The organism is Micromonospora sp. IBSANI012 (assembly GCF_052814045.1).
On sequence record NZ_CP199933.1, the window covers coordinates 3,810,059 to 3,828,177 of the forward strand.

18 protein-coding genes are annotated in these 18,119 nt (G+C 75.1%); 8 read left to right on the forward strand and 10 right to left on the reverse strand.

What is annotated here, in order from left to right; all coding sequences use genetic code 11:
- Positions 1-24: 24 nt before the first annotated feature.
- Entirely contained in the window at positions 25-675 is a 651-nt protein-coding gene (locus ACTWM8_RS17580) for a mycothiol-dependent nitroreductase Rv2466c family protein (RefSeq protein WP_446209974.1), read from the reverse strand.
- 358 nt (positions 676-1,033) lie between these two features.
- Positions 1,034-1,561: a 2'-5' RNA ligase family protein gene (locus ACTWM8_RS17585; protein ID WP_446209975.1), complete on the reverse strand. Its 528-nt coding sequence runs from the start codon at positions 1,559-1,561 to the stop codon at positions 1,034-1,036.
- A 54-nt stretch (positions 1,562-1,615) separates the two neighbouring features.
- Here ACTWM8_RS17585 and ACTWM8_RS17590 point away from each other — a divergent pair, with 54 nt between their 5' ends.
- Positions 1,616-2,044, forward strand: a complete 429-nt coding sequence (locus tag ACTWM8_RS17590; protein ID WP_446209976.1) for a nucleoside deaminase — start codon at positions 1,616-1,618, stop codon at positions 2,042-2,044.
- On the opposite strand, the gene ACTWM8_RS17595 is transcribed toward ACTWM8_RS17590, so the two are convergent.
- Together ACTWM8_RS17595 and ACTWM8_RS17600 are read right to left on the reverse strand one after the other, a co-directional pair.
- A complete protein-coding gene (locus ACTWM8_RS17595; protein WP_334575235.1) occupies positions 2,041-2,646 on the reverse strand; it encodes a response regulator transcription factor in 606 nt (201 codons plus the stop codon). The two genes, ACTWM8_RS17590 and ACTWM8_RS17595, sit on opposite strands and share 4 nt — an antisense overlap.
- Positions 2,643-3,794, reverse strand: coding sequence for a sensor histidine kinase (locus tag ACTWM8_RS17600; RefSeq protein ID WP_446209977.1), 1,152 nt, complete (start codon positions 3,792-3,794; stop codon positions 2,643-2,645). Before ACTWM8_RS17600 ends, ACTWM8_RS17595 begins: the two co-directional genes overlap by 4 nt.
- Before the next feature lie 298 nt (positions 3,795-4,092).
- Here ACTWM8_RS17600 and ACTWM8_RS17605 point away from each other — a divergent pair, with 298 nt between their 5' ends.
- Together ACTWM8_RS17605 and ACTWM8_RS17610 are read left to right on the forward strand one after the other, a co-directional pair.
- The gene (locus ACTWM8_RS17605; RefSeq protein WP_446209978.1) at positions 4,093-4,929 is read left to right on the forward strand and encodes a hypothetical protein; all 837 of its coding nucleotides are present in this window, start codon (positions 4,093-4,095) and stop codon (positions 4,927-4,929) included.
- A 66-nt stretch (positions 4,930-4,995) separates the two neighbouring features.
- A complete protein-coding gene (locus ACTWM8_RS17610) occupies positions 4,996-6,789 on the forward strand; it encodes a DEAD/DEAH box helicase (RefSeq protein ID WP_446209979.1) in 1,794 nt (597 codons plus the stop codon).
- 69 nt (positions 6,790-6,858) lie between these two features.
- On the opposite strand, the gene lon is transcribed toward ACTWM8_RS17610, so the two are convergent.
- Positions 6,859-9,189, reverse strand: coding sequence for an endopeptidase La (gene lon / locus ACTWM8_RS17615; protein WP_446209980.1), 2,331 nt, complete (start codon positions 9,187-9,189; stop codon positions 6,859-6,861).
- A 442-nt stretch (positions 9,190-9,631) separates the two neighbouring features.
- Here lon and ACTWM8_RS17620 point away from each other — a divergent pair, with 442 nt between their 5' ends.
- Positions 9,632-9,979 carry a histone-like nucleoid-structuring protein Lsr2 gene (locus ACTWM8_RS17620; protein WP_088964589.1) on the forward strand — a complete coding sequence of 116 codons (348 nt, stop codon included), beginning with the start codon at positions 9,632-9,634 and terminating at the stop codon, positions 9,977-9,979.
- 128 nt (positions 9,980-10,107) lie between these two features.
- Here ACTWM8_RS17620 and ACTWM8_RS17625 read toward each other — a convergent pair whose 3' ends face one another.
- From ACTWM8_RS17625 to ACTWM8_RS17635, 3 genes are all read right to left on the reverse strand, one after another.
- Positions 10,108-10,608, reverse strand: a complete 501-nt coding sequence (locus tag ACTWM8_RS17625) for a DinB family protein (protein ID WP_446214584.1) — start codon at positions 10,606-10,608, stop codon at positions 10,108-10,110.
- Between the two features lie 214 nt (positions 10,609-10,822).
- Positions 10,823-12,124 carry a hypothetical protein gene (locus ACTWM8_RS17630; protein WP_446209981.1) on the reverse strand — a complete coding sequence of 434 codons (1,302 nt, stop codon included), beginning with the start codon at positions 12,122-12,124 and terminating at the stop codon, positions 10,823-10,825.
- Between the two features lie 311 nt (positions 12,125-12,435).
- Positions 12,436-13,320 carry a hypothetical protein gene (locus ACTWM8_RS17635; RefSeq protein WP_446209982.1) on the reverse strand — a complete coding sequence of 295 codons (885 nt, stop codon included), beginning with the start codon at positions 13,318-13,320 and terminating at the stop codon, positions 12,436-12,438.
- Between the two features lie 168 nt (positions 13,321-13,488).
- Between ACTWM8_RS17635 and ACTWM8_RS17640 the strand changes: the two genes are divergently transcribed.
- Positions 13,489-14,217 carry a helical backbone metal receptor gene (locus tag ACTWM8_RS17640; RefSeq protein ID WP_446209983.1) on the forward strand — a complete coding sequence of 243 codons (729 nt, stop codon included), beginning with the start codon at positions 13,489-13,491 and terminating at the stop codon, positions 14,215-14,217.
- A gap of 29 nt (positions 14,218-14,246) precedes the next feature.
- Here the strand turns inward: ACTWM8_RS17640 and ACTWM8_RS17645 are convergent, their stop codons facing one another.
- Positions 14,247-14,945 carry a CBS domain-containing protein gene (locus tag ACTWM8_RS17645; RefSeq protein WP_446209984.1) on the reverse strand — a complete coding sequence of 233 codons (699 nt, stop codon included), beginning with the start codon at positions 14,943-14,945 and terminating at the stop codon, positions 14,247-14,249.
- Positions 14,946-15,178: 233 nt separating this feature from the next.
- On the opposite strand from ACTWM8_RS17645, the gene ACTWM8_RS17650 reads away from it, so the two are divergent.
- Together ACTWM8_RS17650 and ACTWM8_RS17655 are read left to right on the forward strand one after the other, a co-directional pair.
- The gene (locus ACTWM8_RS17650; protein WP_446209985.1) at positions 15,179-15,730 is read left to right on the forward strand and encodes a hypothetical protein; all 552 of its coding nucleotides are present in this window, start codon (positions 15,179-15,181) and stop codon (positions 15,728-15,730) included.
- Positions 15,731-15,909: 179 nt separating this feature from the next.
- A complete protein-coding gene (locus ACTWM8_RS17655; protein ID WP_238452105.1) occupies positions 15,910-16,287 on the forward strand; it encodes an FKBP-type peptidyl-prolyl cis-trans isomerase in 378 nt (125 codons plus the stop codon).
- Between the two features lie 82 nt (positions 16,288-16,369).
- On the opposite strand, the gene ACTWM8_RS17660 is transcribed toward ACTWM8_RS17655, so the two are convergent.
- A complete protein-coding gene (locus ACTWM8_RS17660) occupies positions 16,370-16,738 on the reverse strand; it encodes an STAS domain-containing protein (protein ID WP_446209986.1) in 369 nt (122 codons plus the stop codon).
- A gap of 172 nt (positions 16,739-16,910) precedes the next feature.
- Between ACTWM8_RS17660 and ACTWM8_RS17665 the strand changes: the two genes are divergently transcribed.
- The gene (locus tag ACTWM8_RS17665) at positions 16,911-17,936 is read left to right on the forward strand and encodes an SMP-30/gluconolactonase/LRE family protein (protein ID WP_446209987.1); all 1,026 of its coding nucleotides are present in this window, start codon (positions 16,911-16,913) and stop codon (positions 17,934-17,936) included.
- The last annotated feature ends 183 nt before the right edge of the window (positions 17,937-18,119 follow it).

The following is an 18,119-nucleotide window of genomic DNA, read 5'->3' on the forward strand; positions in this document are numbered from 1 at the left end:
TGGCCCGGCGCCCCACCCGGTCGGTCAGTCGAAGGACGGGCCGAGGTCGCGGCTGCGCTTGAGCTCGTAGAAGCCGGACGTGCCGGCGACGAGGAGCACCCCGTCCCAGAGGCGACCGGCCGCCTCGCCGCGCGGCGCCGGCGTGACCACCGGGCCGAAGAACGCCACGGTCTCCCCGGCCACCGGGCCCGGGGCGTGGATGACCGGGGTGCCGACGTCCGTGCCGACCGGCTTCATCCCCGCGTCGTGACTGGCCCGGACCGCGTCGTCGTGCGTGGTGCTGTCCGCCGCGGCGGCGAGGGCCGGGTCGAGGCCGGCGTCGGCCAGCGCCGCCCGGTTGAGCGCGTCGCCGAGCGGCTGCCCACCCGGGTGGATCCGGGTGCCGAAGGCGGTGTAGAGGTCGCGGAGCACGCCCTGTCCGTGGGCCTGGGCGGCGGCGACGCAGATCCGCACCGGCCCCCAGGAGCGGCGGCGCAGTTCGAAGTACTCGTCGGGTCGGTCCCGGTACGGCTCGGGCACATCGTCGTTGCCCTCGTTGAGCACCGCCAGGCTCATCACGTTGAACCGGACGTCGACCGGGCGGACCCGCTCCACCTCCAGCAGCCAGCGGGAGCTCACCCACGCCCAGGGGCAGACCGGGTCGAACCACATGTCCACGGTTCCGCGGTCGTTCATGCTGATCCTTCCTGCACCGTCGCGGGCCCTTCAGCCCGTCCCTGTGGTGATCCTCCCCCGCCGGGTCGATCGCGCCGGACCCTCGTGGACCGCACGGCGGGTGACGTCGATCACCACGCTCGGTCATCGGCGATCGCGGGCCGGCCCGCCGTCCGCGCCGTCGCCGAGCGGGTACGCGCGCTGGCCGAGGGGCTGCCCGCCGGTCGCGGCGGGCGGTCGCCGCATATCGGCCCAGCGGACCGTGCGGGCCGTCCCGTCCACGGCGAAGCCGGCCGCGGTGGGGTTGTCGAAGTGGTGGCAGCGGCCGCCGGCGACGGGTCCAGGCCGGCGGGAGCGCTGGGGCAACCACGGACCGGCGTCAGTTTGCCGGAGAGCCCCTTCCCAGCGGGCTGACCGTCCGGGTGTCGCCGTCGTAGCTGCGGGCGGCCACGAACTCCCCCGCCGGCCGGTCGACGCAGGCCAGGGCCCGGGCCAGCCGCCGGTCGTTGTCGCGAAAGCGCAGCGCGAGACTCAGGTGGGGGATCCACCGCCCCGGGGCGTGCCACGGGTTCTGCCCGTCGGCGCCGGCGAGCACGTCCCACACCGCGGCGTGCAGGGCGGTCAGCTCGGGGGTGGGGCGGACCAGCCAGACCAACGGGGCGCTGCCGTCGAGCACCTCGACCCGGTCCAGGCGGACCGGCTGAGGCAGCGCGGCGTCGACGAGATCCGCGAGGCGGGCGGCGGCGCCGGGCGGGAACGCCTCGACCGAGGCCAGGGTCAGGTGCGGCCGGTTGCTGGGATGGGTGTTGCGGGCCAGGCTGGGCAGTCCGGCGGCGGCCAGCCGGTCCCAGGCGGCGCGCACCGCCTGCTCCAGGGGCGGGGAGCAGAGCAGTTCGACGGTACGCACGCCCGCCAGGCTAGTTGGCGTGTGGCGGCCGCCCCGGCGGGGAACCCGGCCGGGATGAGCGTGCTGACCGAGACCGACGAACGACACCTGCGCCGGGCCATCGCGCTGGCCGGCACGGCCCGGGCGGCCGGGGACGGCCCGTTCGGGTCGCTGCTGGTCTCCGCCGACGGGCAGGTGCTGGCCGAGGAGGTCAACACCGAGCGGACCGACGACGACATCACCGCGCACCCGGAGTTGAAGCTGGCCCGCTGGGCGGCCCGGCGGCTGGCCGCCGACGAGGCGGGCCGCGCCACCATGTACACCAGCTGCCAGCCGTGCGGGATGTGCGCCACCGCCATCGAACGCTCCGGCCTGGGCCGGGTGGTTTACGCGCTCAGCGCCGAGCAGCTGGCCGGGCTGCGACCGGCGGACGCGGCGCCGCCGGTGGCGTACGCCGGGCCGGCGCTGTTCGACGAGGCGCGGGCAGCGGTCGAGCCGGCCTAGAGCCAGCCGGCCTCGCGGGCGATCCGCACCGCCTCGGCCCGGTCCGCCGCGCCGAGCTTCTGCACGCTCGCCGACAGGTGGTTGCGGACCGTCCCGGCGGCCAGCCCGGTACGCCGGGCGATCACCGCGACCGGGGCGCCGTACTCGGCCAGCCGCAGCGTCTCCAGCTCCCGTGGGGTCAGCGGGCAGGGCGGCAGGGTGAGCGCGTCGGCGGCCAGCGCCGGGTCGACGTACCGGGAGCCGGCGTGGACCCGGCGGATCACGTCGGCGAGCGCGCCGCCCGGGGCGCCCTTGGGCAGGAAGCCGCGGGCCCCGGCGGTGAGCGCCTGCCGCAGGTGGCCGGGGCGGCCGTGGCCGGTGAGGATCACCACCGCGCACGAGGGCAGGGCGCGGCCCAGTTCCGCCGCGAGTTCGATCCCGCCCGGCGCCGGCATCTCCAAGTCGACCACCGCGACGTCCGGCCGGTGCGCCCGGGCCGCGTCGAGCGCGGTACGCCCGTCGGCGGCCTGCGCCACCACCTCGAGGTCGTCCTCCAGGCCGAGCAGGGCGGCGAGGGCCTGCCGGATCAGCTCCTCGTCGTCGGCGAGCAGAACCCGGATCACGCCGCCACCGGCACGGTCGCCCGGAGGGTGAAGACGCCGCCCGCCCGGTCGGTACGCAGCCCGCCACCGACCGCCGCCAGCCGCTCGGTCAGGCCGCGCAGCCCGTGGCTGTGCCGGTCCGGCCCGGCGTCCGCGCCGACCCCGTCGTTGCGCACCGTCATCGTGGCCACGTCGCCCTCCCGGGTGATCTCGATCCGGCACCAGCCGGCCCGGCTGTGCCGCAGCACGTTGGTGCCCGCCTCGCGCAGCACCGCGGCCAGGTCGGTGGCGGCGCCCGCCGGCAGGTCGGCCGGTGGCGGCACGACGTCGCACCGCACCCCGCAGGAGCGCAGCACCTCGGCCACCGCGGCGAGCTGCTCGGCGAGGTCGACCGCTCGGTAGCCGTGCACCGCCGCGCGGACCCGGTGCAGCGCCGTGCCGGCGAGCCGCTGCACCTCGGCGGCCTCCCGGCCGGCCCGGCCGGCGTCGACCGGGGCGAGCCGGGCGGCCAGTTCGGCCTTGAGCGCGATGACGGTCAGGTCGTGCCCGAGCAGGTCGTGCACGTCCCGGGCGAAGCGCAGCCGCTCCTCGGCGGCGGCGAGCCGGGCCCGGGCCGCCTGCCCCTGTCGGGCCTCGACGAGCAGGTCCCAGAACCAGACCTGTACCCGGTTGACGGCGGCGGTCCCGCCGCCGACCAGGCCGGTGACGAGCAGCGTGGTGCCGAGCGCGCCGCCGGTCCAGGCGGCCACGCCCAGCGCGACCGCCACGGTGGAGGCGGCGGCGGCCAGCGCGGCGACCGGCCGCAGCAGCAGCGGCGTCATGCCGATCAGCGAGGCGCCGAGCCAGGCCCAGGTCGGCCAGGCGCCGGCCGCCACCGGGCCGACCAGCGGCACGCTGAGCGCCGCGACGACGGCGAACGCGACCTCGGCCCGGCGACGCCGCCGCTGGTGCAGCCAGGGGGTGACCGCCGCGTGCAGCACCGCGCCCTGGGCGAGGGCGAACGCGACCACGCCCACCGCGCCGCACGCCAGCCGGACCGGGTCGGGCTCGCGGAGCAGGCCGATGCCGGGCAGCAGCAGGCTGGTCCAGAGGCTGGTGGCCAGCGACCCGAGGGTCACGACGCGGGCCCGGCGCAGCCGCCGGTCCGTCACCGCCGCGCCGACCGTCATGTCCGCCGATCCTAGGGCGTGTCTCCCGGATCTCGTCGTGCCGAGACGAGGCCCAGGCGGCGATCCGGCAAGGCGGCGGTTCGTTCGGATACCGGTGTCGTATCCGAACGAACCGCCAACGCCGCCGGGCGCCGTCTGGGTCCGTCGCAGGCCGGCGAAGATCCGGGAGACACTCCCTGGGGCGTGGCCGGCCCCGGCCACCCCTGCGGAACGTCACGGTCGGGCCGTGCGCCCCGCACGGGTTTTCCGTGACGGTCACGCCTGTCGCCCGGGTGCCGGTCGGCGGCAGGGTCGAGGCATGTCCGAGACGCTCGCCGTACCCTCGTCCCCGCCGACCCCCACGGACCGGCCCGGCCGCCGCCTGCTGCGGCACCTGGTCGAGATGACCGTCGCCATGGTGGTCGGGATGCTGCTGCTCGGTCCGCTCTGGCGCACGGCCGGCGCCGCGCTGGGCCTCGCCGGCACGCTGGCCCGGCCCGAGGTCGCCGCCCTGGTGATGGCCACCGACATGTCGATCGGGATGGCCGCGTGGATGTGGCACCGGGGCCACTCGGCGCGCGCCACCGCCGAGATGGTCGCCGCCATGTACCTGCCGTTCCTGCTGCTGCTGGTGCCCTTCGCCGCCGGTCTGGTCGGCGCGGACGCGCTGATGCTCGGCGGGCACCTGCTCATGGTCCCGGCGATGGTGCTGGTGGCGGTGCGGCACCGGCACGAGCACCCGGCGCCGGCGCCCCGGCACCCGGTGGTCGCCGCGCTGGCGCGCCGCTGGCCGACCTGGCTGGCGCTGCTGATGACGGTCGACAACTGGGTCTCCCCCACGGTCCCGCCGCCGGTGATGCTGCTCGTCCTGCCGGCCGGCTACCTGCTGATCGGCACCGCCCGCCGGCAGTGGCGCACTCCCGGCACGCTGCCGGTGCAGTTGGCCGGCCTGGCCGGCTGGACCGCGCTGGCCGGGCTCGCGGCGGTCGCGGAGGACGGCCCGGCGCGCTGGCTGGTGGCCGCCGGCTGGCTCGGGCACGCCGCCTGGGACATCGCGCACCACCGGGCCGGGCGGGTGGTGCCGCGCGGGTACGCCGAGTGGTGCGCCGTCCTCGACACCGTCGTCGGGGTCGCCGTGGTGCTGGCCATCCTCTGAGTGGCCCGTACGACGGTTGTGCCGGTCGCCGGAGCGGACCGGGGCCGGTGATGAAAAGCTTTGCCCATGAGTTCCGCACCCGCACCGACCGACCCGACCAACCCTGACAGCACCGACGAGGCGACCGCCTTCGCGGATCTCGGGCTGCGCACTGAACTGCTCGGCGCGCTCTCGGCCCTCGGCTACGAGGAGCCGACCCCGATCCAGCGGGAGGCGATCCCGCCGCTGCTGGCCGGTCAGGACCTGCTCGGTCAGGCGGCGACCGGCACGGGCAAGACGGCCGCGTTCGCGCTGCCGCTGCTGCAGCGGATGCCGGACGGGCGCGGCGGCGGCGACCCGGTGTCGCTGGTGCTGGTGCCCACCCGGGAGCTGGCGGTGCAGGTGTCGGAGGCGTTCCACCGCTACGGCAAGGACCTGGGCACCCGGGTGCTGCCGATCTACGGTGGCCAGCCGATCGGCCGGCAGCTGCGGGCGCTGGACGCCGGCGTGGACGTGGTGGTGGCCACCCCGGGCCGGGCCCTGGACCACATCGCCCGGGGCACGCTGCGCCTGGGTGAGCTGGCCACGGTGGTGCTGGACGAGGCGGACGAGATGCTCGACATGGGCTTCGCCGAGGACATCGAGGCGATCCTGGAGCACGCCCCGGCGCAGCGGCAGACGGTGCTCTTCTCGGCCACCATGCCGTCCCGGATCGACGGGATGGCCCGCCAGCACCTGACCGACCCGGTACGCATCCAGATCGGTCGGGAGCAGCCGGTCGCCGGCGAGGCGCCGCGGGTGCGGCAGAGCGCGTACATCGTCGCCCGGGGGCACAAGCCGGCCGCGCTGGGCCGGGTGCTCGACGTGGAGTCCCCCACCGCGGCGATCGTCTTCTGCCGCAGCCGGGAGGAGGTGGACCGGCTCACCGAGACGATGAACGGTCGCGGTTACCGGGCCGAGGCGCTGCACGGCGGGATGAGCCAGGAGCAGCGCGACCGGGTGATGGGCCGGCTGCGCGCGGGCACGGCGGACCTGCTGGTCGCCACGGACGTGGCCGCCCGGGGCCTGGACGTGGAGCAGCTCACCCACGTGGTCAACTACGACGTGCCGTCGGCGCCGGAGTCGTACGTGCACCGGATCGGCCGGGTGGGCCGGGCCGGGCGGGAGGGCGTGGCGATCACCCTCGCCGAGCCGCGCGAGCACCGGATGCTCAAGACCATCGAGCGGGTGACCGGTCAGCGGATCGGCATCGACAAGATCCCGACGGTGGCCGACCTGCGCACCCGCCGGCTGGAACTGACCCAGGCCGCACTGCGCGAGTCGCTGCTCGAGGACGACCTGGACCCGTTCCGGGTGATCGTCGAGACGCTCAGCGACGAGTTCGACCTGATGGAGGTCGCGCTGGCGGCGGTGAAGCTGGCGCACGAGGCGGCCGGCCCGACCAGCGAGGACGAGGAGGAGATCCCGCAGGTCGCGGTCCGGGCCCCGCGGGAGGGCCGGCCGGAGACCGGGGGCCGGGGTGAGCGGCGCGGCGGCGCCCGGCCGCGCACCGGCGGCACCACGCAGGTCTTCATCGGGCTGGGCCGGCGCGCCGGCGTGCGGCCGCAGGACCTGGTGGGGGCGATCACCGGGGAGACCGGGCTGAACGGTCGGGACATCGGTTCGATCGAGATCGCGGACCGGTTCTCGCTGGTGGAGATCCCGGTCGGCGTCGCCGACGAGGTGATCGCGGGGCTGCGCGGCAGCACCATCAAGGGCCGCAAGGCCACCGTACGGCGGGATCGTGACGGCGGCGAGGGCGGCGGCGAGCGCCGCTTCGACGGCGGTGACCGGCGCGAGCGCCGGGACTTCGCCGGCGAGCGCCGCCGCGACCGGCACTGAGGTACGCCGAGGCCCCCGGTCGGTCGGACCGGGGGCCTCGTCGTGTCCCGCCGCCTCGGGCGGCGCCGGTCAGGCGGCGGCGAGCGCCGGACCGGTGAGGGTGTCGGCGTCGGCCGGGCGCAGCGCCAGGGCGAGCACGTCGGCGACGTCGGCGAGGGTGTGCACGGTCAGCGCCTCGCGGACCTCGGTGGGCAGGTCGTCCAGGTCCGGCTCGTTGCGGGCCGGGATGATCACCTCGGTCAGGCCGGCCCGGTGGGCGGCGAGCAGCTTCTGCTTCACGCCGCCGATGGGCAGCACCCGGCCGGAGAGGGTCACCTCGCCGGTCATCCCGAACTCGGGCCGCACCGGCCGGCCGGTCACCAGGGACGCCAGCGCGGTGACCATGGTGATGCCGGCGCTGGGGCCGTCCTTGGGCACCGCGCCCGCCGGCACGTGCAGGTGGATCCGCCGCCCGGCGAGGGCGTTCGGGTCCAGCCCGTACCGGCGCCCGTTGGAGCGCAGGTACGACCAGGCGATGTGCGCGGACTCCTTCATCACGTCGCCGAGTTGGCCGGTGAGGGTCAGCCCCGGCTCGCCCTCCATGCTGGTCGCCTCGATGAAGAGCACGTCCCCGCCGGCGCCGGTGACCGCCAGGCCGGTGGCCACGCCGGGCACCGCGGTGCGCTCGGCCGACTCCGGGGTGAACTTCGGCCGGCCCAGGTAGCGGGCCAGGTTGCCGGTGTCCACCCGGACGGGGGCCGGGTCGGTGGCCAGCTCGACGGCGACCTTGCGCAGGATCTTCGCCAGGGCGCGTTCGAGCTGCCGTACGCCGGCCTCCCGGGTGTGCTCCCCCGCGATCCGGGCGAGGGCCTCGTCGGCCACGGTGACCTCGTCGGCGGTCAGGCCGGCCCGTTCCCGCTGCCGGGGCAGCAGGTGGTCCCGGGCGATGGCCACCTTCTCCTCCTCGGTGTAGCCGTCCAGGGTGACCAGCTCCATCCGGTCCAGCAGCGGGCCGGGGATGGTCTCCACCACGTTGGCGGTGGCCAGGAAGAGCACGTCGGAAAGGTCGAGGTCGACCTCCAGGTAGTGGTCCCGGAAGGTGTGGTTCTGCGCCGGGTCGAGCACCTCCAGCAGCGCGGCGGCGGGGTCGCCCGCGTAGCCGGCGGCCAGCTTGTCGACCTCGTCGAGGAGCACGACCGGGTTCATCGAGCCGGCCTCCCGCAGCGCGCGGACGATCCGGCCGGGCAGCGCGCCGACGTAGGTGCGCCGGTGACCGCGGATCTCCGCCTCGTCGCGGACGCCGCCGAGCGACACCCGGACGAAGTTGCGCCCGAGCGCCCGGGCGATCGACTCGCCGAGGCTGGTCTTGCCGACGCCGGGCGGGCCGGCGAGGGCGAGGACCGCGCCGGAGCCGCGACCGCCGACCACGCCGAGGTTGCGCTCGGCCCGCCGGTTGCGCACCGCCAGGTATTCCAGGATGCGGTCCTTCACGTCGGCCAGGCCGGCGTGGTCGGCGTCGAGCACGGCGCGGGCCGCGGCCAGGTCGGTGTTGTCCTGGGTACGCGTGGTCCACGGCATCTCCAGCACCGTGTCGAGCCAGGTACGGATCCAGCCCGCCTCCGGGGAGGCGTCACTGGCCCGCTCCAGCTTGCCGACCTCGCGCAGCGCCGCCTCGCGTACCTTCTCGGGCAGCTCGGCGGTCTCGACCCGGGCCCGGTAGTCGGCGGAGCCGTCGGGCTCGTCCTCGCCCAGCTCCTTGCGGATGGCGGCGAGCTGCTGGCGGAGCAGGAACTCCCGCTGGGACTTCTCCAGCCCCTCGCGGACGTCGCTGTTGATCCGCTCGGTGACCTCCTGCTCGGCGAGGTGGTCCTTCACCCAGCCGACGAGCAGTTCCAGCCGGGCGACGACGTCCGGCGCGGCGAGCAGTTCGGTCTTCTGCGCCAGGGTGAGCCAGGGCGCGTAGCCGGCCGCGTCGGCCAGCTCGGAGACGTCGGTCATCCGCTCCATGGCGTCGATGACCTGCCAGGCGCCGCGCTGCTGGAGGACCGAGGTCATCAGCGCGCGGTACTCGCGGGCGAGTTCCCGGGCCCGGCCGGCCGGGGCCGGTTCGTCGAGTTCGGTCGCCTCGACCCAGAGGGCGGCGCCGGGTCCGGGCACGCCGGAGCCGATCCGGGCCCGGGCGAGGCCGCGGATCACGGCGGCGGGCTCGCCGTCGGGCAGCCGGCCCACCTTCTCGATGGTGGCGATCGTGCCGACGGAGCCGTACTCGCCGTCGATGCGGGGCACGGCGAGCAGCTGCTTGTCTCCGGTGGCGCGGGCCGCGTCGACCGCGGCCTGGGTGGTCGGGTCGAGGGTCACCGGGATGACCATGCCGGGCAGCAGGACGGCGTCGGTCAGCGGAAGTACCGGAAGAGTTGCCATCGAACACCTGCTATCGCGTTGAGTTGAGCGTGACAGGCTCAAGTCACAAAGCGTTCCCCTTGTTCCTGGGTGTGACCCAGGCCACCCCGCCGACGGGACGGGACGGGACGGGAGCAGGTCGCGGGGTCGCCCACCGGCGAGGGCGACGGCCACCGGCACGGCGAGGCCGGTCAGCGCCAGCGCCGCGACGGTCGGGGCGGGCAGGCCGGACAGCAGCGCGACGACGGTCAGGCCAAGCTGCGGGTGTCCAGCCGCGCGGAGGCCGCCGCGCTGGCCGGACACGCCGGACTGCTCAGCGACTGACGCCGCCCGCCCATTGGCCGCGCGGATTTTCCACGATTCGCGCGACGCGTCAAATGAAAGCCACGCATATTGTTGCGGATTAGCCGGCCGATACGTCAAACTCTTGACCACACCCCGCCCGACACAGGGAGCAATGGCGATGGCAAGGAAAGTAATCACCGTTCTGAGCGACGACCTGGACGGCGGAAAGGCCGACCGGACCGTCGAGTTCAGCCTGGACGGGGTGGCGTACACCATCGACCTCTCCGACGAGAACGCGGGGGTGCTGCGCAAGGCGCTCGACCCGTACATCAGCGCTGGCAGGCGAATGGGGCGGGGCAACGTGGACGCCGGCCGCCCGGTCCGCCGCCCGGCCCGCGCCGCGGTCTCGGGAATGGACCGCGAGCAGAACCGGGCCATCCGGGAATGGGCCGCCAAGAACGGCTACGAGATTTCCGAGCGCGGCCGCATCCCGGTCAACGTCGTGGAGGCGTGGAAGAACCGCTGACCGGCATCGCCGGGGCATCACGATCCGCCGCGTAGGGGTCACGCTGAGAAATCAGCGTGACCCCTACGCTTTCCGCCACGTTCACAATTTCCACCCGGTGGTGCGCCCCGGTCGGTGCGGGAGCCCGGTCACTCGCCGGTGACCCCGTCCAGCAACTGCCGGGCCACGTCGAGCTGACCCAGGTGCCGGGCGTACTCCTGAAGCAGGTGGAACAGGATCCGGCCCAGCGACGGCGCGTCCGCGGCGGCGTGGAACCGGCCGCCGAGCGCGGCCCGCCGCGACAGCGGCACCCCGGCGACGATCCGGCGGGTGTGCGCCACCTCCGCCCGGTACGCCCGCCACACCTGCTCCAACGACAGGGCGTCCACCCGCCACTCGGCGTCGTCCTCGCCCGGCGGGCACGGCGCGACCTGCTCCGCGGCGAAGCCCCACCGGATCCAGCGCCGCTCCACCCAGCCCAGGTGCCGCACCAGCCCGAGCGGCGCCCAGCCGACCCCGTCGACGGGCCTGCGCAACTGCTCCTCCGACAGGCCGGCGGTCTTGCGGGCCAGCGCCTCCCGGTACCAGTCGAGATAGCCGACCAGCAGCTCCCGGGGGTCGTCGACATGGTTGCCCGGACCGTCGAGCAGGGGCCGGGAAGCGGCTGTCCGACATCCACCGACCCTACGGCCGGGCCGCGCCCCTCGCCACGGTCACGATCGGCCGGTGGACCGGGGCCGCCGGACCGCCTCGGGGCGCCGCTGCATTGCGCTACCCGCCAGCCGGTCGCGACGCTGGTCCGGGCGTACGGCCGCGGGCCGCCCGGATCTCTCCGGACGGCCCGCGGCGGTGTCGTACGACGGTCTAGTTGACCTCGATCCGCACCACGTCGAAGGCGGGGGTCTGGTTGGCCCGCTCCATCATCGGCACCCGGTGCGAGCCGTCACCGGCCCAGACCGCGCACTGCGCCGTGCCCGATTGCGGCAGGCCCGGGATCTGGATGGTCACCTCGTCGGCCTGGCCACTGCCCCGACCGTCCTCGGTGGCGACGAAGAACGCCGGCACGTCCTGCGGGTTCGACGGCGCCTCGCTGGTGCTCTGCAGCATCCGGCAGGCGGTGTGGAAGTGACCGCGGGTCAGCCCCTGGTCGTTGAGGACCGAGCTCTCCAGGTAGTAGCCGCCCTGGCCGGCGGCGAGGAACCGGTCGCGGATCAGGTTCCGGGTGGAGATCCGCAGCGCGAACGCCTGGTTGCGCTGCACCTGCTCCGGGAACTGGGTGATCAGCAGGGACGGGTTGTTGGCGGCCGCGCCGACCTCACCGAAGGCGGTGCTCACGCAGCGGTTGCCGTTCTGGAAACCGTCGTGGGGCTGCAGCCTGCTGTTGGTGCAGTCCTTGGCCAGCACGCCGAGGTTGTTCCCGCCGTTGTTGTTCCCGCCATTGTTCTGGCCGCCGTTCTGGCCGCCGTTGGTCGGGGCGGCGGTCGGAGCACCGGTCTGACCGCCGTTCTGGCCGCCGTTCTGACCGCCATTGGCGCCGCCGTTGTTGTTGTTAGCGGCGACGGTGCATTTCGCGAGCTGGTCCAGACCCTGCGGGCGGGGACCCACCCGGTCGATAGCGGTCGTGATCCGGTTCAACGTCGCCCGCCGCTTGTCCTCCAGCGGACGCAAAATGGCGTTGTCGATAAAGGCCTGACCGTTGCGGCCCTCGGCGGCGAGGCGCCGGTCGGCCTCGGCGATCTGGGTCTGCAACAGCGCGAGGTTCCGGTCGACCTCAGCCCGGGCACGGTCCGGGACCCGGGGCAGCTTGCCGGCGACGTCCGGGCAGGTCACGCCGGAGGCGACGGTGTTCACCGGCGCGTTGCCGTCCTTGACGGCCTGGCACTCGGCGACGGACATCTGGCCGTCGCCCCAGTGGTTGCGGACCCAGCGCCCGTTCTGCCACGTCTGGGTGGTGCTGCCGCGTCCGCTCGGCGAGGTGGCGCCGGGACTCGGCGCCACGCAGGCGGACGAGACGTTGCGGGTCGTCGTCCGCCGATTCTCGTGGGCCGACGAGATCTGGGTAACCGCGGCGATACCGCCGAAGACCGCGAGCGCGCCGACCGCCGCCAGCAGCCGCTTGCTCCGCGCGTTACCGGATGACCGGCGCGCCCCTGTGGACCTGCGCATCGAATTGCTCTCCTTCTCGATCCGGTACCTGACTCGTGACCCGTCGAGCGAACGGAATTCGGGGTGGGACGCCCTTCGGGATCACTGCGACGTTCCGGTCGCGCGTCGATGGCCGACGATGCCCTTTCCGCACCGTCCGCCGCGTCGGGTGGCGCGGCTGGGAAGATCTGTGTCCATTCCCGCTTAGGTACGGAGCGCCGCGGGCGATGGTTCAACGCGGATCGAGGAATTCGGAACGGGCTGGTGACGACGGCCCGATCGGGGTTCCGGAAAGACGCGGAGTCACCGCGCGGCGACGCTGCGGTCGGTTGTCAGTCGACGCAGAGGTGGTCGAAGGCGAAGCCGCCGACCAGCTCGTCCCGGCGGGCGCGCAGCCCCCGGATCTCCCGCCGCAGCTCGGCCCGGTCCACCAGCGGCGGTTCGTCGGTCTCCAGCGCCCGCAGCCGGTCCCCCACCGCGACGGCGGCCAGATCCTCGGCCAGCCGGGCGGCGTCCACCCCGCACCAGAAGCGGTGCTCCCGGAGGGTCACCCGCTCGACCAGGCAGCGACCGGGCCGCACCTCGACCCAGCTCCAGCCCTCGGCCGCCCCGTCCCGCCACCGCACGTGCAGCCCGCGCACGATGGGGTCGGCCAGCCGCCGGGACACGTACGCGTCGACGGCGGCGGCGCGGGTCAGCGCCCCGAGGTCGTTGACCGGGCCGGTGCGACCGTCGGGCAGCCGACCGACGATGTCGCGGAAGGCCACCGCCGTGTCGTACCCGTCGCCGTCCTGGCCGGCGGACGGGCCCGGACCGGCGTACGCGCGGGCGTCGATGACGTACCCGACGATCCGCGGGCCGTGCGCGGCGGACCGCAACGTCGGCGACTCGATCCGCAGCACGGGCAGGTCGACCGCGGCGCAGACGGCGTCGCGCATCCGCTCGGCGCGCTGCCGGGCCGAGCCGGGCGGCGCCGGCGCGCCGAGCACGACGGCGAAGAGCGGCCGACCGGTGTCGGCGGCGCAGACCACGTGGTCGAACTCCTCGCGGGTCGCCGAACTCCACTGGTGCCCGGTGATGCCCTCCGGGCGCCGGGCCACCAGGTCGCCGAGCCGGCGACCGGCGTGCACCACCTGATTGGCCCGGACGGGCAGCGCGGCACCGTCGAGCGGCAGCGGCCGCAGCCGGGAACCGTCGTCGGTGGCGGTACGCGTCATGGTGGTGCCGGATCCTCACGTGGTCGGTCGACCGGCCGAGTCTAGGGCGTCGATCCTGCTCGCCGCCTCGCCGGTGCGGTCGGATCCGGGGGCCGGCCCGACGGGACCGGCGACCGCGGGGACGATGGGTCGGACCGGCGCGGTCCGCGCCGGGGAGGGAGGTACGCCGTGCGGGTGGTCTCGCTGGTGCCGTCGCTGACCGAAGCGGTGGCGGTGACCGTGCCGGAGGTGCTGGTCGGCGCGACCGACTGGTGCACGCACCCCGCCGGGCTCGACGTGGCGCGGGTGGGCGGCAGCAAGTACCCGGACCTGGACCGGGTGCTCGCCCTGCGCCCGGACCTGGTGCTGCTCAACGTGGAGGAGAACCGGCTTGCCGACGCCGACGCGCTGGTCGCGGCCGGGGTGCCGGTCCGGGTCACCTACCCGCGTACCGTGCCGCAGGCGCTGACCGAGCTGGCCGACCTGCTCGCCGCGCTCGGCGTGACCGCCGAACCGGACTGGCTCACCGCCGCCCGCCGCGCCTGGGCCGCCCCAGTCACGCCGCCGGTGCCGCGCCGGGCCGTCGTACCGGTGTGGCGCCGGCCCTGGGTGGTGCTCGGCGGCGACACCTTCGCCGGGGACGTGCTGCGCCGGCTCGGCGTGGCGAACCTGTACGCCGACGACGCCGAGCGGTACCCGCGCCCGGACCTCGACGCGCTGCGCGCCCGGGAACCCGACCTGGTCGTGCTTCCCGACGAGCCGTACGCGTTCACCGCCGCCGACGGCCCGGAGGCGTTCCCCGGCACGCCCTGCGCGCTGGTCTCCGGCCGCCACCTCACCTGGTACGGCCCGTCGCTGGCGGAGGCGACCGGGCTGCTGGCCGCCCAGCTCGCCGACCCGGTGACCCACCCGGCCTAGACCCGGGGCGGGGCCCCGGGCGCGGCGGTTCAGGCGACCGGGGTGGCCCGGCCCGGCGGCAGCTCGACCAGGACGGTGTCGTCCACGTCGTACCCCATGAGGTCGACCACCCGGACCACGCCGCTGACCTGCCCGGCGAGCCGGACCGCGAGGTCGGCGGCGCTGCGCCGGTCCAGCCGGCCGTCCAGGGTCACCTCACCGTCGCGGACCCGCACGGTGACCAGCCCGTCCCGCACGGCGAGCACCCGCCGCAGCACCTCCTGCACCACGTCCTCGCGGATCTCCGCGTCGCTGCGCAGGTGCACCCGGAGCAGGTCGCCGCGGGTCACGATGCCGACCAGCCGGCCGAGGTCGTCGAGCACGGGCAGCCGCTTGACGTCCTCCCGGTCCATCAGCCGGGCCGCGGCCGGCAACGGCGACTCCGGGTACGTGGTGACCGCCGGCGCGGTCATCAGCTCCTTCGCGACCAGCGCGTCGGCCTTCTCCCGCGCCACCCGCCGGCGCCGGCCCTCGAAGACCCGGCGCTCGTCCGGGTTGCCCGCCCGCTCCACCTTGTGCAGCAGGTCGGCCTCGGACACCACGCCCAGCACCCGCCGGAACCCGTCCACCACCGGCACCGCGCTGATCCCGCGTCGGATCAGCACGTCGACGATGTCGCGGTACGGGGTCTCCTCCCCCACCGTCGCGACGTCCCGGGTCATCACGTCGCCCACCTGCCACGTCCTCATCACGACCTCCTCGGCTGTCTGCATCCGCACGGTATGGCGGCGCCGACCAGCGGGGGCAGAGGCGGAGGACCGGGTCGGCCGGGGGCCGAAGGTCCCTCCGGCGGGCCCGCGTTCGGGGTCCAAGGTCCCGGTCCCCGACGGCCCGACCGGCCCTGCCCGCGACCGCCGCGCGGCGGTGCAATGGATGTGCCACCGGAAAGCGCGGTGCCAGGCAGAGAAGGGACGTGGACACCATGACCGCGACGATCGAGCGGACCACCACCGCCACCACCATCGCTCCGGCGGCCGAAACCCCCCGTGAGCGCGCCGCCCGGTTCGTCTGGGCCGGCACCCGGATCGCCCTCGGCTGGATCTTCCTCTGGGCGTTCCTGGACAAGGCCTTCGGCCTCGGGCACGAGACCGCGGCGAAGAACGCCTGGATCAACGGCGGCAGCCCGACCAAGGGGTTCCTCACCTTCGGCGCGACCGGCCCGTTCAAGGGCATCTACCAGGACATCGCCGGCGCGACCTGGGCCGACTGGCTGTTCATGGTCGGTCTCGCCGGGATCGGCGTGGCGCTGCTGCTCGGCATCGGGATGCGAGTCGCCGCCACGACCGGCGCGCTGCTGATGGTGCTCATGTGGACCGCCGTCCTGCCTCCCGAGAACAACCTCTTCATGGACGACCACCTGATCTACGCCGCGGTGCTCGCCGGTCTGGCCCTGGTGGGCGCGGGCAACACCCTCGGCCTCGGTCGGGTCTGGACGAACCTCCCCGTCGTCCGGAAGTACGGCTGGCTGAAGTGACCGCACCGACCCGTAGGGGGCGCCACCGACCGGTGGCGCCCCCTACGGCGTGTCCGGGTCCGCGACGGCGCGCCCGGCGCGTCGTCGTCGGGACTGCCGGGGATCGGTGGGTCACGATCCGGCAGGATCGGAACCGACCGGACGATCGAGCCAGAACGGCAGGAGATCAGCAGATGAACATGCCCCAGGCAGGCAAGCCCGAGATCGGCCCGATCGAGGGCGCGCCCCCGGCCGACCTCGTCATCGAGGACATCACCGTGGGCGACGGCCCGGAGGCCCAGCCCGGCCAGCTCGCCAACGTCCACTACGTCGGGGTGTCCCACTCCACCGGGCGCGAGTTCGACGCGTCCTGGAACCGGGGCGAGGCGTTCGAGTTCCCGCTCGGCGGCGGCCAGGTCATCGCCGGCTGGGACCAGGGCGTGGTGGGCATGAAGGTCGGCGGCCGTCGCCGGCTGACCATCCCGCCGCACCTGGGCTACGGCAGCCGTGGCGCCGGCGGCGTCATCAAGCCGAACGAGACGCTGGTCTTCGTCGTCGACCTGCTCGGCGTCCGCTGACCGGAGGCGGGGTCGTCGGCGCAGTGCCGACGGCCCCGCACCATCGGGTGCGGGGTCGGTGCCGTGCCGGCGGGGTCGCGGCTCAGGCGCAGGCGACCAGCTCGCTGCGGGGGCAGGGCGGTGCGGGCATGCTCTGCACGACGGGGACGACCCGGTGCAGGCCGGTGGCCCGCAGCACCCGGGCGACCACCGGATCGGGGTCGGCCAGCACGAGCTCGCCGCCCCGGGCCCGCACCCGCAGGTGCGCGGCGACCAGCGCGCGGACCCCGGCGGCGGAGAGCAGCCGGACACCGGAGAGGTCGACCCGCAGCACCGGCCGCGCCGGCGCGGCCCACAGCGCAGCACGCAGCACACCGACCGAGGCGACGTCGACCTCGCCGACCACTCGCACCCCGACCACGTCGTCGCCCACGCTGAGCTGCACGTGGAGCCGGTCACCCCGCTGTCCCATACGGACGAATCTAGCCCCGGCCACCGACATTTCCGCCGTCCGACGGACCGAATCCGGGTACGCCCAGGGTCCCCCCCGGGGGAGTCCCCGATCCGTCTCAGGGACGAGGCGCCGTCGGCGCGACACGCCCGGCGGGGGGACGGGACCGGGATCGGCGGGTGACAATGACCCGATGGTCGTCCCGCGCCAGCGCCCCCGCCCGCCCCGCCTGATCCGGCCCGTCCGCGAGCCGGCCACCGTCCCGCCGCCGCTGACCGGGGTGTGGGCGGCCACCGACCGGCGGCTCGACGCGGTCGAGCTGCTGCCCCTGCCGCCCGGCGCGCACGGGCCGGAGGATGTGCTGGTGGCCCCGGACGGGCGGGTGGTCAGCGGCGACGAGGACGGCCGGCTCTGGTGGTGGCCCGCCGACGCGCCCAACGGCACGGCGCCCCGGCTGCTCGCCGAGACCGGCGGGCGACCGCTCGGCATCGAGCTGGACCCCCGCGACGGCAGCCTGGTGGTCTGCGACGCGTACCGGGGGTTGCTGCGGGTCACCCCCGACGGCGCGGTGCGCGAGCTGACCGGCACCGCGCCGCCGGTGCACCTGGCCGACAACGCCACGGTGGCCCGCGACGGCACGGTCTACTTCACCGACTCCTCCGACCGCTATCCGCTCTCGCACTGGAAGCACGACCTGCTGGAACACCGCCCCAACGGGCGGGTGCTGGCGTACGACCCGGGCTCGGGGCGCACCGAGGTGGTGACCGACGGGCTCTACTTCCCCAACGGGATCGCGCTGACCCCGGACGAGTCGGCGCTGATGCTGGTGGAGACCAGCACCCACCGGCTGGTGCGGGTGGCCCTGCCCGACGGGGCGGTCACCGTGCTCACCGACCTGCCGGCGTACCCGGACAACCTCACGGCGGTCGGCGACGGGACGTACTGGATCGCGTTGCCCAGCCCCCGGCTGCCGGTCGTCGAGCGGCTGCTGCCGCACCCTCGGCTACGCCAGCTGGTGGCGCTGCTGCCCGACGCGGTACGACCGCAGCCGCAGAAGTACGGCCTGGTCGCCCTCGTCGACGGCGAGGGGACGGTGCTGCGCACGCTGCACGGCCCCGACGGCGCCTACTGGATGATCACCGGGGTCCGGCAGCACGGCGACCGGCTCTGGCTGGGCAGCCTGATCGGCACCGGCATCGCCCGCGTCGACCTCACCTGACGTCCGCGTCACCGACCCCGACCGTCGCCGGCCGTGGCGGCGCACGGCAGAGGGCTCGGGAACACTACGGATCTGATGACGTCGATGACTCACGGGTGCACCGGTGAGTCGTTGGCGACATCAGATCCTCAGCATCTCTCGGGAGCCCTTCGGGGCGGCCATCGAAGCTGCCGGGTGCCCACC